General features: G+C 62.4%; 17 protein-coding genes. 7 read left to right on the forward strand and 10 right to left on the reverse strand.

Going from position 1 to position 12,483, the window contains the following annotated elements; translation table 11 throughout:
* Positions 1-173 precede the first annotated feature (173 nt).
* Positions 174-734, forward strand: a complete 561-nt coding sequence (locus tag EN943_RS27960) for an ankyrin repeat domain-containing protein (RefSeq protein WP_127415460.1) — start codon at positions 174-176, stop codon at positions 732-734.
* Between the two features lie 45 nt (positions 735-779).
* Here the strand turns inward: EN943_RS27960 and EN943_RS27965 are convergent, their stop codons facing one another.
* Complete coding sequence (locus EN943_RS27965) at positions 780-1,307, reverse strand: gamma carbonic anhydrase family protein (protein WP_127415461.1); 528 nt, start codon at positions 1,305-1,307, stop codon at positions 780-782.
* A gap of 19 nt (positions 1,308-1,326) precedes the next feature.
* Positions 1,327-1,668, reverse strand: a complete 342-nt coding sequence (locus EN943_RS27970) for a hypothetical protein (RefSeq protein WP_127415462.1) — start codon at positions 1,666-1,668, stop codon at positions 1,327-1,329.
* 125 nt (positions 1,669-1,793) lie between these two features.
* On the opposite strand from EN943_RS27970, the gene EN943_RS27975 reads away from it, so the two are divergent.
* Complete coding sequence (locus tag EN943_RS27975; RefSeq protein ID WP_127415463.1) at positions 1,794-2,519, forward strand: hypothetical protein; 726 nt, start codon at positions 1,794-1,796, stop codon at positions 2,517-2,519.
* A 63-nt stretch (positions 2,520-2,582) separates the two neighbouring features.
* Here the strand turns inward: EN943_RS27975 and EN943_RS27980 are convergent, their stop codons facing one another.
* Positions 2,583-2,786, reverse strand: a complete 204-nt coding sequence (locus EN943_RS27980) for a DUF3126 family protein (protein ID WP_013531334.1) — start codon at positions 2,784-2,786, stop codon at positions 2,583-2,585.
* Between the two features lie 151 nt (positions 2,787-2,937).
* Positions 2,938-3,786: a serine O-acetyltransferase gene (gene cysE / locus EN943_RS27985; RefSeq protein WP_127415464.1), complete on the reverse strand. Its 849-nt coding sequence runs from the start codon at positions 3,784-3,786 to the stop codon at positions 2,938-2,940.
* Positions 3,787-3,933: 147 nt separating this feature from the next.
* On the opposite strand from cysE, the gene EN943_RS27990 reads away from it, so the two are divergent.
* Entirely contained in the window at positions 3,934-4,536 is a 603-nt protein-coding gene (locus tag EN943_RS27990) for a hypothetical protein (protein WP_127415465.1), read from the forward strand.
* A gap of 173 nt (positions 4,537-4,709) precedes the next feature.
* Here the strand turns inward: EN943_RS27990 and EN943_RS27995 are convergent, their stop codons facing one another.
* From EN943_RS27995 to EN943_RS28010, 4 genes are read right to left on the reverse strand one after another with little or no spacing between them, the layout of a single operon-like run.
* Positions 4,710-4,898 (reverse strand): hypothetical protein, encoded by a 189-nt coding sequence (locus EN943_RS27995; RefSeq protein ID WP_127415466.1) that lies wholly within the window; start codon positions 4,896-4,898, stop codon positions 4,710-4,712.
* A 34-nt stretch (positions 4,899-4,932) separates the two neighbouring features.
* Entirely contained in the window at positions 4,933-5,700 is a 768-nt protein-coding gene (locus EN943_RS28000; protein WP_164778414.1) for an alpha/beta hydrolase, read from the reverse strand.
* Positions 5,701-5,720: 20 nt separating this feature from the next.
* A complete protein-coding gene (locus EN943_RS28005; RefSeq protein ID WP_127415468.1) occupies positions 5,721-6,281 on the reverse strand; it encodes a DUF192 domain-containing protein in 561 nt (186 codons plus the stop codon).
* Positions 6,282-6,306: 25 nt separating this feature from the next.
* Positions 6,307-6,903, reverse strand: coding sequence for a cold-shock protein (locus EN943_RS28010; RefSeq protein WP_032901396.1), 597 nt, complete (start codon positions 6,901-6,903; stop codon positions 6,307-6,309).
* A gap of 217 nt (positions 6,904-7,120) precedes the next feature.
* On the opposite strand from EN943_RS28010, the gene gloA reads away from it, so the two are divergent.
* Complete coding sequence (gene gloA, locus EN943_RS28015) at positions 7,121-7,561, forward strand: lactoylglutathione lyase (RefSeq protein WP_027039177.1); 441 nt, start codon at positions 7,121-7,123, stop codon at positions 7,559-7,561.
* A 145-nt stretch (positions 7,562-7,706) separates the two neighbouring features.
* The gene (locus EN943_RS28020; RefSeq protein ID WP_127415469.1) at positions 7,707-8,000 is read left to right on the forward strand and encodes a DUF2218 domain-containing protein; all 294 of its coding nucleotides are present in this window, start codon (positions 7,707-7,709) and stop codon (positions 7,998-8,000) included.
* Between the two features lie 5 nt (positions 8,001-8,005).
* On the opposite strand, the gene EN943_RS28025 is transcribed toward EN943_RS28020, so the two are convergent.
* Positions 8,006-8,572 (reverse strand): DUF1697 domain-containing protein, encoded by a 567-nt coding sequence (locus EN943_RS28025; protein ID WP_127415470.1) that lies wholly within the window; start codon positions 8,570-8,572, stop codon positions 8,006-8,008.
* Complete coding sequence (gene ilvA / locus EN943_RS28030; protein WP_024503866.1) at positions 8,569-9,825, reverse strand: threonine ammonia-lyase IlvA; 1,257 nt, start codon at positions 9,823-9,825, stop codon at positions 8,569-8,571. Before ilvA ends, EN943_RS28025 begins: the two co-directional genes overlap by 4 nt.
* 464 nt (positions 9,826-10,289) lie before the next feature.
* Between ilvA and EN943_RS28035 the strand changes: the two genes are divergently transcribed.
* Together EN943_RS28035 and EN943_RS28040 are read left to right on the forward strand one after the other, a co-directional pair.
* On the forward strand, positions 10,290-11,363 hold the full coding sequence (locus tag EN943_RS28035; protein WP_013531324.1) for an alpha/beta hydrolase: 1,074 nt from the start codon (positions 10,290-10,292) through the stop codon (positions 11,361-11,363).
* 146 nt (positions 11,364-11,509) lie between these two features.
* Positions 11,510-12,483 (forward strand): alpha/beta hydrolase (locus tag EN943_RS28040; protein WP_127415471.1); only part of this gene is annotated, 974 nt, incomplete at its 3' end.

Raw genomic sequence — 12,483 nt, forward strand, 5'->3', positions numbered from 1 at the left:
CCCGCCCCGTCCCCGGGCCTGCCCCGCCATTTCTGGCGGAAGCCCGTTCGAAAACCAATCAGCCTGCGGTAGGCTGGAAGATCCCAATCTCATTCAGTCGAATCGTCCCGCCTTCCCACGCCCGGAAGATCGGGGCACTATAGGCCGATGGTTTCGCCTTCTGGATCACAGCGATGTTGGAAGTCCCGGAAGATCGATGCGAGCGCCATCGCCTGTTCAAGGCTATCGACGATGCCTTCAAGGCCGGCGACTTCGAGGGCCTCGGCGTGGCGTTGGGCGGCTCTTCCCGCTGGTTCGACGAACGCATGCCGTTCGAGCTCGGCCTCGGGCACCCGCTGGAATATGCGATCTATTGGAGCCCCGTCGGCTTCATCTCGAGCTTGCTGGGTGCCGGCTCGGATCCGAATTATCAGGATCACGGCGGGTTTCCGTCCATCATTGCGGCGCTGTCCACCGACCGGGCCGACAGGCTGGACATAGTGCGGGCATTGATCGAAGGCGGTGCTGACCCCAACATGCGGGGTGTGAACGATTGGACGCCGCTTCACTATTCGGTGGCAATCGGCAGTGTCGATGCGATCCGTCTGCTTTTGGCGGCGGGCGCCGACCCGGCGCTTGAGACCCGCATCGATGACTACAGGACAGCGATCGAGGAAGCCGAGCTTGCCGGCTTTGAAGCCGGTGCTTCCTTGCTGCGCGATGCGATGGCCGGGCGCAGCTCTGATGGACAGTGAATTGGGGCGCGATGAAAACCATCGCCTGCAAATGCCAGGCTGGTCTCAGACCTGCTTCAACCCCGCCTTGAAGCGCTTGCCGTTGGCGACATAGTGCGCCGCCGAGCCGCGCAACCTGGCCACGGCCGCGTCGTCCAGCACCCTGATCGCCTTGGCGGGCGAACCGACGATCAGCGAATTGTCCGGGAATTCCTTGCCTTCGGTGACCAGCGCACCGGCGCCGACCAGGCAATTCCTGCCGATTTTCGCGCCGTTCAGCACGATGGCACCCATGCCGATCAGGCTGTTGTCGCCGATCGTGCAGCCATGCAGCAAGGCGCGGTGGCCGATCGTGCAGCCTTCCCCGATCGTCAGCGGGAAACCGGGATCGGTGTGCATGACCGTATGTTCCTGCACATTGGTGTCGGCACCGATGACGATGGGCTCATTGTCGCCGCGGATGACGGCGCCGAACCAGAAGCCGGCATTGCGTCCGACCCTGACGTCGCCGATCAGCGTCGCATCGGGTGCGATCCAGTTCGAACCCGCATCGGCGAAGCTGGGCTCTGTTCCATCGATCGCATAGAGCGGCATTTCTGGTCTCCGAATCGTCTCAGCCTGGCATCTCGGACCCTAGGAGACGGACCATCCATGAGGCAATGGCAAGCACGACGACGCCCAGCGCCAAGGTCCACGCAATTGCCGTGCAGCCGCAGGACATCAGCGCCAACGTTGAAATGCGGTGCTGACGCCGGGCATCGATGGCATCGTTGACCAGCATGAAGGGTCCGGCACAGGCCGTGGCGAGCAGCGAGCGCAAGACATGTGACGGCGACACATAGGGTTCGGTGAAGGCGACCTTGCGGCCCGACGCCAGCTCCATAGCCGATCCGGCCAGCCCACAGGCCGTCAACCCGACGGCAAAAGCAAAGAGTGTGAGTTCCAGCGGTCCCATCTTAACTTTCCATTTACCATGAAATTGCACAGTCGTTCCATGCAGGCTGCAAGAGCCGTGCCGTGCGATGTGTGCCGCCCAGGGACACTGGAGGCGGACGGGCGGCCCGAGATCCGAGGACTGAGATGAAGCAGGCAGCGCTCGCCAACGAACTTACCGTGGTCGATTCCACACTGATGAAGCGGGTGCTCTACGGGTTCGCGGCGCTCGCCCTGTTGTCGGTGGCGATCAGCCTTGGCGGCAAATGGTTCGGCCACTCGATCGCCATGGCCGGATACACCGACGACGCAACGGTCCACCAGGTGGTGATCGGCAACAATGTCATCGCTGTCCCGGCCAGCGCCATCCGTTTCGCCCAGGCCCGGCGCGACGGCATCGCCTCGCGGCTCGACCTCTATCTGCGCTATCCCCAGATGGACGGCTACAGCGAGGCCGCGCGCGACGATTTCAACCATACAGGGACAACCAAGAACATCGTCTTCCTGTCCTTCGAACAGCAGATGATGTCGCGTGACATGAGTGGCCGCTTCGCGCCGATCTACAGCGCGTTGATCACCCGACCCGGCATTGCCGGACCTGGCGGCACGATGATCTATGGTTTCAACGAGAAATCAGGCTATCTGAACGAGGTGCTGGTTGTCGGCAATCGGCCCGGCAAGGAGCCGTTCGTGGCCCGTTGCCTGAGCGGGCCGAGTGCCGAGCAATCGCTGGCGCCTTGCGAGCGCGACATTCAGGTCGGCGACGAACTCAGCCTCACCTATCGCTTCCCAAGGGAGTTTCTGGGCGATTGGCAGGCGCTCGACGCGGCAATCGCCACTGGAGCCGGGCGCGTTCTGAAGGCGGGACGCTAAGAACGCTTCAAGGGAACCGGCTGGCCGGCCGCATGGAGCCGACCGACCGCAAGATTTGCTGGCTCAGGCCAGATCGATGTCGAGAATCGCCATCGAAAAATTGTAATCGCCGTCGTCCTCGTCCTTGAAGACGATGCCGAGGAATTCGTCGCCGACATAGACCTCGGCCGAATCGTCCTTGCGCGGCCGCGCCTTGACCTCAAGCTTGGGGTTTTGGAAGACGCGCTTGAAATAGGCGTCCAGCTTTCTGATTTCGTCCGGCTTCAACAGTCTTCTCCGATCATCGGGCTTGCTCGTTCGAACGCGCTTCTGGCACGTCGACAATGGCGATGTAAAGGCAAGCGGCCTGATAAGGCGAGACAACCGCCCGCTCCTGCCCGCGGCCGGAATTCGACAGTAGACGGCGGCGCCGTGAAAATCAGATGTCGAAACTGACGACCTGATCCATCGTCTGCGACGGCAGAAGCTGGTCCATCTGGCGCGACGGCTGATCGCAGCCGGTCTCACCGACGACGCGGGCCGGCACGCCGGCAACTGTCTTATTATGCGGCACAGGCGACAGCACCACCGAGCCGGCCGCTATCTTCGAGCAATGGCCGATTTCGATGTTGCCGAGGATCTTGGCGCCGGCGCCGATCAGCACGCCGTAGCGGATCTTGGGATGGCGGTCGCCACCGGCCTTGCCGGTGCCGCCCAGCGTCACGCCATGCAGGATCGACACATCGTCCTCGATGACCGCGGTCTCGCCGACGACGAGGCCGGTGGCGTGGTCGATGAAGATGCCCTTGCCGATGCGGGCGGCCGGGTTGATGTCGGTCTGGAAGACCGAGGACGAGCGGCTCTGCAGATAGAGCGCAAAATCCTTGCGCCCCTGGTTCCACAGCCAATGCGCCAGCCGATGGGTCTGGATAGCGTGGAAACCCTTGAAATAGAGCACAGGCATGATGAAGCGGTCGCAAGCCGGATCGCGATCGTAATAGGCCTGGATGTCGACACGCACCGTCGTCGGCCAGTCCTTGTCGTCGGCCAGCATGGACTTGAACGTCTGGCGGATGAGATCGGAGCCGATGTCCTGGTGCGCCAGCCGCTCGGCCAGCCGATGAATGACTGCTTCTTCCAGGCTGTCCTGGTTGAGGATGGTCGAATAGAGGAATGCAGCGAGCAGCGGGTCGCGGTTGACAGCCTCCATGGCCTCGTCGCGGATCGAACGCCAGATCGGATCGACCGGCTTCAATGCGCTGTGTCGGGAAATGCTGATGCTGTTCATCGCCGTCTCGTCCTGCGTCCTGCCTGGCTTGCCTGTTGTGCTTGCCTGTTGCCTGGCCGCACATATAAGCCACATGATAGCACGATTGAACTCAATTTTCCTTAGTGCTTTGTCAAATGGATTTGGTTCGCGGGAATTCAAGCAACCATGGAAAACGAACCCTTGATCGACGACGCGCTGAAAAGCGAGCTCTCAGGGCTCTACCGGGCACAGGGCCGCCACTACCACAACCTTACCCATATCGAGGCGATGCTGGCACTCGCTGGCGACTATCGAGGATTGCTCGCCGATCCCGAGGCGATCGAAGCGGCGATCTGGTTCCACGATGCCATCTATGACAGCAAGGCCAAGGACAATGAGGCGCAAAGTGCCGCCCTTGCCGAAAAAAAGCTGGCGGGCCGCTCAGATCCTTCACGCCTCAACCGCATCTCGGCAATGATCGTCGCCACCGCCACGCACCAGGTGCCGCCGTTCGACGACGCGACGGCCACACGGGACGCAAGTCTTTTTCTGGATATGGACTTGTCGATTCTGGGAGCCGCACCGGACGCCTTCGACGCCTATGAGCGCGCCGTGCGGCGCGAGTATCACTGGGTGGAGGAGCCGATGTGGCGAGCCGGACGCAGTGCGGTCTTGAAGAACTTCCTCGCCCGCCCGCACATCTTCCACACGCAAGAGTTTCGCCAGCGCTGCGAACCGCAGGCCAGGGAAAACATGACGCGGTCATTGCAGGCCCTCACAAACAGCTAGGGGCAATCAGGTAAAGCGCCTATTGTCGATGCCAGCATCGCCAGAATGGCTAGGCTTGCCATCACCGACAGCACGTTGAGGATGATCCCCAGAACGCCAAGAGCGCGGCTGTCGTTTGAACGCACCAGCGCCATCACGTCGAAAACCGCGCCGGTGATATGCGCCAGCAGTGATTAGAACACCGCTATGAAGAAGCCGGTGGCGATGTTCTGCGCAAGTTTCGAGGCGTCGCCCGGCATCGCCACCACGATGGTTATGGCAAATGCGCCTGCCGGGAACGCCGACAATGCCAGTATAACTGAACATTTGCCGAGCCTGCTTTGTGCGACCACACCCGGCACCACGGCCGCGCCTCGTCCCATTGTGGCACTGTTGCCCGCTCCCCTCGCCGTCCGCTCAGAGCGGATTTTCGGCATAGAACTCCAGCACGCGCTGCTTGAAGGTCTTGTCCCCGACGGCCAGCATATGGTCCCGGCCCTCGATATGAAAGGCGCTGGCGTTCGGCATCAACGCTGCAAGCTCATCGGGCGAACCGCCAATGTCGTCCGTCGTGCCGACTGCGACCAGCGTCGGCTGGGCGATGCGGGCGATATCCTGCTCGCTCAGCAGTTCCCGCGATTTGGCGATGCAAGCTGCCAAGGCCCGGCGATCGCTGCGGGTCTGGTCGGCGAAGGCGCGAAACGACCGGCCGCGCGGATGGGTGGTCGCGGCTGGATCTTCGGCAAGCAGGGCCGCTGCAATAGGATCCCAATCGCCGACACCGTCGATCATGCCGATGCCGAGGCCGCCGAAGACCAGCGTCGCCACCTTGTCCGGATCGGACAGCGCCATGAACGCCGCGATGCGGGCGCCCATCGAATAACCCATGACATGGGCGCGCTCGATGCCGAGATGGCTGAGCAAGGCAGCCGCATCGGAGGCCATCTTGACCGGCGTGTAGTCGGCCTCCTCATAACTCTTCGACGACGCGCCGTGGCCGCGATTGTCGAAGGCGATGGCGCGGTAGCCGGCATCGTTCAGCGTCTTGAACCAGCCGGGCGACACCCAGTTGACATAATGGCTCGAGGCGAAGCCATGGATCATCAGCACCGGATCGCCGTCGCCCGATTCCGGCTGGCGGTCGAGGAAAGCAAGATCGAAGCCGTCATGGGTGAAAAACTGCATCAGCGACCCCGCTTGCGCACTCAACCGCCACCGCCACTGGGTGCATCGCCATTGTCGGCGGGCGGCATGCCCGGGCCGGACACCGTGCCCACCGCCGGATGGCGTAACAGGTCGCCATACTCGATGCCGTTCCTGGCGGCGGTGCCTGCCTTGAGTTCAAGCACGAAGCGCACCGGTACGCCGGGCGAAATGACGGCGTCTGATTGCGGCTCGCCGTGCTTGACCGCCCGGATCTTGCCATCCTGGCCGACAAAGATCAGATCAAGCGGCATCGGGGTGTTGTGCATCCAGAAGCCGACCTGCTGCTGGACCTCGAAGACGAACAGCATGCCGTGGTCGTCCGCCATGTCCTGGCGATACATCAAACCGGCCTCGCGCTCCGCGGCGGTGTCGGCGATTTCGATGGAAAAAGAGCGATCCCCGCCTTTCGTCACCACGACCAGTGGCGCCGGATCGGCCGGAAGGATCATTGCCTGGCTGTCCGCCGAGGTCGGCTTTTCGGAATAGAAGTAACCACCGGCGGCGGCGACGACAGCAATCGCGCACATCGCGCCTGCGGTCAGCCAGTTCCTGTAAGCCATTCGAGATCCTCGGCCGGAAAACGCCCTAGTGCGAGACCGGCAAGGTCCCCATATCGGGGTGAATTTCGGCGGCCATAAGGCCTTTGTCGCCGCGCCCGAAACGAACCAGCACGACCTGCCCGGGCCGAAGCTCGGTGATACCGTAACGGCGCAAGGTCTCCATGTGGACGAAGATGTCCTCGGTGCCCTCGCCACGGGTGAGAAAACCAAACCCCTTGGTGCGGTTGAACCATTTCACCAAGGCGCGTTCGAGACCGCTCTCCGGCGTCACCGCGACGTGGGTGCGCTGCTCCTGCATCTCGGCCGGGTGGACCGCGGTGGTGACGTCCATGGAGAGCACCCGGAAGGCCTGCAATCCGCGGTCGCCATGCTTGACGAGGCAGACCACGCGTGCGCCCTCCAGGGCCGTCTGGAAGCCGTCCCTTCGAAGACATGTCACATGGAGGAGGATGTCGCCCGAAATGCCGTCATCCGGCAGAATGAAACCGTAGCCCTTGGCCACGTCGAACCATTTGATGGCGCCGGCTATTTCGAGCAAGTCCGCTGCATCGCCGCCTTCGTCACGCTGCAAGGCGTCGCCGAGGGGTCCGTCCCGCCCCGTCAAAGAGGCCTTTTCCCCCATAAGAATGCCCCCTCTTTTCAAGAACACCGCAACTGATTCTTGCCAACAGATTAACACCGCGGCTTCCGGTGTGTGCAAGACCTGCCGTGCCTTTTTTCACGGTTCATTGGGGCAATACCGGATTTGTTCTTTGCCAGCATTGCGCACCGCCGCACGATTGCCCTTTGGCAGGGCCGACCCTATGTTGCGCCGCAACGCAATTTATCGAGGAAATCACATGCGCTATCTGCACACCATGATCCGCGTCGCCGACGTCGATGCCTCGCTCGACTTCTACTGCAACAAGCTCGGCCTCAAGGAAGTGCGCCGCTACGAAAACGAGCAGGGCCGCTTCACGCTGATCTTCCTCGCGGCCTCCGAAGACGAGCAAAGCGGCATCGCCGACAAGGCACCGCTGGTCGAACTGACCTACAATTGGGATCCGGAAGACTACAAGGGCGGGCGCAATTTCGGCCACCTCGCCTATGAGGTCGACGACATCTACGCCACCTGCCAGCATCTGATGGACAATGGCGTCATCATCAACCGGCCGCCGCGCGACGGCAACATGGCTTTCGTCAAGTCGCCGGACGGCATCTCGATCGAGCTTCTGCAGAAAGGCCCGGCCAAGGCCAAGGCGGAGCCCTGGGCTTCGATGGCGAACACCGGAAGTTGGTAGCCGATCACGCTGTCTTGAGCGGACAATGCCAGGCTGACGGCCCGGCACCGTTTGGTTTTTCGGGGGCGGCGCCTATCTGTCTGGCTGAGGCGCCCGGCTTGGGCCGGTGCCCGGCCACGCAACAGGCGCTTGCCCAGGAGAATTCATGCCGACCAGCCATGCCGACGTCGCCACCGAACATGCCAGCCGCTACCTGCAGCAGCTGTGCAAACACTGGGCGCACAAATTCCCGGTCGAGTTCGATCCCACCCATGGCACCATCGATCTCTCGATGGGCCGTACCGTCATGGATGCCGATGCGGCGACGCTGCATATCACGGTGTCGACTGACGAAGCAGGATCGATCGAGCGCCTGGAAAGCGTTGTCGCCGATCACATCAAGCGCTTTGCTTTCCGCGAAGAACTGACCTTCGACTGGAAGCCAGCTCCGGCGGCATAAGCCGCCTACTTTCCATCGGCCCGAGCAGCTATCTCCAGCAGCGCCTGCACCGAGCGCCAATTGCGCGCGGTGCCCGGCACTTTCAGCGTGCGCGGGATCAGCCCGGCAAACACCGATTTGCCCAGCCCGTCCGGTGCGCTGAGGTAGAGCACATCGCCCTTGATCTCGAAGCGTTCGGGGCCGGTGCACTTTTCGGTCAGCCGCGCCACCTCGTCCGCTGTCGGCCCGCGCTCCAGCACATAGGCGTGCAGCTTCGTGTGGTCCGCGGCAACTTCCGGATAGGGATTTTCGCTCACCAGCCGCTCGAACCAGGAGAGATCGCGCACCATGATGCGCGAATGGAACCCCCATTTCTTCTCGAAGGCTGCTTCGAGCTGTTTTGCCAGTGCCACCGCGTCGCCCTTCTTCGCCCGGAACACGGCATTGCCGCTCTGCACATAGGTGGCGACGTCGGAAAAGCCGAGATCCTCGAAGAACGACCGCAGCTCCGCCATCTTGACGATGCGGTTGCCGCCGACATTGATGCCGGAAAACAGCGCGACGAAGATTTTTCCTCCCTCCTTGCCGCTCATATGATGAACCCGGCCAGTGTCTCGTTGTCGGTGATGTCCTGATACTGGACGCCCTCGGCCTCGAACTTCGCCTTGAGCAGATCGAAATTGCGGCGGTCCCTGGTTTCGATGCCGATCAGCACCGAACCGAAATTGCGCGCTGATTTCTTCAGGTATTCGAAACGGGCGATGTCGTCGTCGGGCCCGAGCAGTTCGAGGAAGTCGCGCAGCGCGCCTGGCCGCTGCGGAAAACGGATGATGAAGTATTTCTTCAGACCCTCAAAGCGCAACGCCCGTTCCTTGACGTCCGGCAGCCGCTCGAAATCAAAATTGCCGCCCGAAACCACGGCGACGATGGTCTTGCCCCTGATCTCCTTCTTGGAGAAATCCTTCAGCGCATCGATCGCCAGCGCGCCGGCCGGCTCCAGCACGACGCCTTCGACGTTGAGCATTTCGATCATGGTGGCGCAGAGCCGGTTTTCCGGGATCAGCCGCACCGTGTCGGCCGGAAAATCCTTGAGATGGCGCAACGGCTCGCGGCCGATCTCGGCCACCGCGGCGCCATCGACGAAATTGTCGACCTTGGCGAGCTTGAGCCGTTTTCCTGCCGCGAGGCTCTCGCGCAGGCTCGGCGCGCCAGCCGGTTCGCAGAAGACGAAGCGTGCTTCCCTGCCCTGATCGGCGAAATAGTGGGTGACGCCCGCGGCAAGTCCGCCACCGCCGACCGGAAGCATGACGATATCGGGCATGCGGGCGCCCGGCATCTGGTCCGCGATCTCGTAGGCGACGGTTGCCTGGCCCTCGATGATGTCCTTGTGATCGAAGGGCGGCACCATATGGGCGCCGGAACTGTCGGTGAATTCCAGGGCAGCGCGATAGCAGTCGTCGAAGAAATCGCCGACCAGCCTGATCTCGATGAAATCGCCGCCGAACAGCCTGGTCTTGTCGATCTTCTGCTGCGGCGTCGTCACCGGCATGAACACGACGCCTCGCCTGCCGAAATGGCGGCAGACGAAAGCAAAGCCCTGCGCGTGATTGCCGGCGGACGCGCAGACGAAAAGTTCAGCCTCATTGCCCGCCGCGAGCGTCTTGCGGAAGAAGTTGAAGGCGCCACGGATCTTGTAGGACCGGACCGGCGACAGATCCTCGCGCTTCAACAGCACCCGCGCACCGGTCTTTTTCGACAGATAATCGTTTTCCTGCAGCGGCGTTTCAGGGAAGATCTGTCGGATCGCGGCGGCAGCGGCAGCAACGCGGGAAGAAAAACTGTTCATCGGAAACCACCCTTGGGAGCCACCTTGCGTTGCACGCTGTCCGCGGATCTCTATGATTGATCGGGTCGCGCGCATTCGGTTGTTGAGCGCCGGGACAAGGTGTGGCGCGAGCCAGCCTATTGCATATCCGGCTACGTGGCGCCATCGTCCATCATGCGTGTCGTTCCGAGCGGAAATTTTGCCGAATATTTCCAGCTACTTGTGGGTGCATTCTAATGCCCCCTCGTATCGAGCGGCTTGAAATCGCTATCTCTGCGGGAATTGGAGAACCGGCGGCGACGCCGCTCATTGCACGCATCACGCAGCCGTTTCCCGCCATTTTGGCTTTCGCGCAACACTGCGATGGCCGCAGCGGGGCGCCGATCACATTTCGACTCGACAGGACTTAGTTCTGCCGCACTCTGCCTGTCCGGGAGGTATCGTGAGGATAGACAGGCCTTTCGGCCGGAGTTGGAAATTCAGGCGTGCCTTTGAAGAAGATTTTTACCGTTGTCCTGGCCTTGTTCGTCGCCGGCTGCGCCGGCCAGCAAACACAGGAATTGCTGGGCAGCGCCATGGTGTCCGCGCCGGTGACGGAGATCGCCGGCAACCATTCGATCTTCATCGCCACGACGCGCAAGAAGTCCGACGACCCCAACAAGGTTTTCGACGGCGAACGCTCGGCGACGCTGAACTATGCCCGCGTCAACGTCACCGTTCCGGGGCTGCACAAGACCGGTCAGATCGAGCGCCGCTCGCGCGGCAAGTCGGACGACCCGGCGAAATATTTCATGGCTTCCGAGGTCGTCGGCTACGACACGCAGCCGAAATTCTCCAGCGCGCTCAACGCCGACATCGCGGCGCGTGGCGGCCGCGTCATGGTCTTCGTGCATGGCTACAACACCGGCTTCGATGCCGCCGTCTATCGCCTGACCCAGATCGTCCATGATTCCGGCTATCCCGGCACGCCCGTGCTGTTTTCCTGGGCATCGGGCGCCAGGACCACCGACTATGTCTATGACAAGGAAAGCGCCAGCGCTGCCCGCGACCAGCTGGAGGTGACGCTCAGGATGCTGGAGCAGTCCGGCGCGCGGCGCATCGACATCGTCGCGCATTCGCTCGGAACCTGGGTCACCATGGAAACGCTGCGCCAGATGGCCATCACCGGCGATCGCGATCTCGGTGGCAAGCTCGGCGACGTGGTGCTGGCCTCGCCCGACATCGATGTCGACGTCTTCAAGAGCCAGATGCGGCGCTATGGCAAGCCCGACAAGCCGTTCATCCTGCTGTTGTCGGACGACGACCGGGCGCTGCGGCTCTCCGGCCTGATCGCCGGTTCACGGCCGCGCGTCGGCGACTACAAGGATGCCGCCGATCTTGCCTCTTATGGCGTGACGGTCGTCGACCTGTCCAAGGTCAAGGGATCGGATAGCTTCAACCATACGAAGTTCGCCGACAATCCGACGCTGGTGAAGATGATCGGCCAGCGGCTGCGCGAGGATGACGGCTTTGCCAGCGACCGTGACGTCACCGACCGCATCAGCCTGCTTGGCCAATAGGTGCGGTCCCGCGGTTCTCGCCATGCCTGCCCGGCATCGCGGAGGACGTATGGATTCACTTTGAACTGGACCGCGCCGGTCTCTGGCCTTATCGGAATAGCCAGCGACGTCACGCGTTTGACGTCCCCTTTTGCGGGAGCCTGCGTGTGACCGTGCGTTCGAAGAGCTACCTCGTCGTTGCATTGGCGCTCGCTGTCACCGGCTGCGCTGGCGGGAAAACGCACGACCTGCTCAACAGGACGACGGTCTCGGTGCCCGCTTCCGACATCGCGGCCACGCATGAAATCTTCGTCGCCACCACCCGCCAGAGGGCAACCAAGGATCCACGACAGGTCTACGATGGCGATCGCTCGCTGACCACCAGCTTTGCCCGTGTCGACGTCACTGTTCCCAAAAGCCATCAGGTCGGCGCCATCGAGCGGGCCAAGGGATCCGCAAACAGCAATCCGGCCAAGGATTTCACCGCCAAGGATGTCACCTTCTATGAAGGCGCGCCGCAATTCGCCAAGGCGGTCGGCGCCGACATCGCCATGCGCGGCGACCGTGCGCTGGTTTTCGTGCACGGCTTCAACAACGGTTTTGACGACGGCATCTACCGGTTGACGCAGATCGCGCACGACACGAAATATCCCGGCACCCCGGTGCTGTTCTCATGGGCTTCGAGCGGCAAGACCACGGGTTACATCTACGACAAGGAAAGCGCCAACGCGGCGCGCGACGACCTCGAGGCGACGCTCCGGATGCTGGCCAAGACCAAGGTCAAGAGCATCGACATCATCGCCCATTCGATGGGAACCTGGGTGACCATGGAAGCGCTGCGCCAGCTTGCCATCACCGGCGACCGCGATCTCGGCGGCAAGCTCGGCTATGTCATCCTGGCCTCGCCCGACATCGACGTCGACGTCTTCAAGAAGCAGATGATCCGCTACGGCAAACCCGACAAGCCATTCGCCATCCTGCTCTCGGCGGATGACCGGGCTCTCAAGCTCTCGTCCCTGATCTCGGGCGACAAGCCGCGCGTCGGCGACTACGGCAACGCTGCCGACCTCGCCAGCTATGGCGTGTCGGTGGTCGACCTTTCCCAGGCCAAGTGTGGCGACCGCCTCAACCACGCCAAATT

The sequence above is a fragment of the Mesorhizobium sp. M7A.F.Ca.US.006.01.1.1 genome (assembly GCF_003997935.1).
Classification (GTDB): Bacteria; Pseudomonadota; Alphaproteobacteria; order Rhizobiales; family Rhizobiaceae; genus Mesorhizobium.

Excerpts from the sequence above, each read along its gene's own strand:
- EN943_RS28025 (WP_127415470.1), bottom strand. The coding sequence starts at position 8,572 with ATGAGCGGCAAGGAGGGAGGAAAAATCTTCGTCGCGCTGTTTTCCGGC.
- EN943_RS27995 (WP_127415466.1), bottom strand. The coding sequence starts at position 4,898 with ATGGGACGAGGCGCGGCCGTGGTGCCGGGTGTGGTCGCACAAAGCAGG.
- EN943_RS28020 (WP_127415469.1), top strand. The coding sequence starts at position 7,707 with ATGCCGACCAGCCATGCCGACGTCGCCACCGAACATGCCAGCCGCTAC.
- EN943_RS27970 (WP_127415462.1), bottom strand. The coding sequence starts at position 1,668 with ATGGGACCGCTGGAACTCACACTCTTTGCTTTTGCCGTCGGGTTGACG.
- EN943_RS28005 (WP_127415468.1), bottom strand. The coding sequence starts at position 6,281 with ATGGCTTACAGGAACTGGCTGACCGCAGGCGCGATGTGCGCGATTGCT.
- EN943_RS27975 (WP_127415463.1), top strand. The coding sequence starts at position 1,794 with ATGAAGCAGGCAGCGCTCGCCAACGAACTTACCGTGGTCGATTCCACA.
- EN943_RS28000 (WP_164778414.1), bottom strand. The coding sequence starts at position 5,700 with ATGCAGTTTTTCACCCATGACGGCTTCGATCTTGCTTTCCTCGACCGC.
- EN943_RS27960 (WP_127415460.1), top strand. The coding sequence starts at position 174 with ATGTTGGAAGTCCCGGAAGATCGATGCGAGCGCCATCGCCTGTTCAAG.
- gloA (WP_027039177.1), top strand. The coding sequence starts at position 7,121 with ATGCGCTATCTGCACACCATGATCCGCGTCGCCGACGTCGATGCCTCG.
- EN943_RS27965 (WP_127415461.1), bottom strand. The coding sequence starts at position 1,307 with ATGCCGCTCTATGCGATCGATGGAACAGAGCCCAGCTTCGCCGATGCG.
- EN943_RS28010 (WP_032901396.1), bottom strand. The coding sequence starts at position 6,903 with ATGGGGGAAAAGGCCTCTTTGACGGGGCGGGACGGACCCCTCGGCGAC.
- ilvA (WP_024503866.1), bottom strand. The coding sequence starts at position 9,825 with ATGAACAGTTTTTCTTCCCGCGTTGCTGCCGCTGCCGCCGCGATCCGA.
- EN943_RS27990 (WP_127415465.1), top strand. The coding sequence starts at position 3,934 with ATGGAAAACGAACCCTTGATCGACGACGCGCTGAAAAGCGAGCTCTCA.
- cysE (WP_127415464.1), bottom strand. The coding sequence starts at position 3,786 with ATGAACAGCATCAGCATTTCCCGACACAGCGCATTGAAGCCGGTCGAT.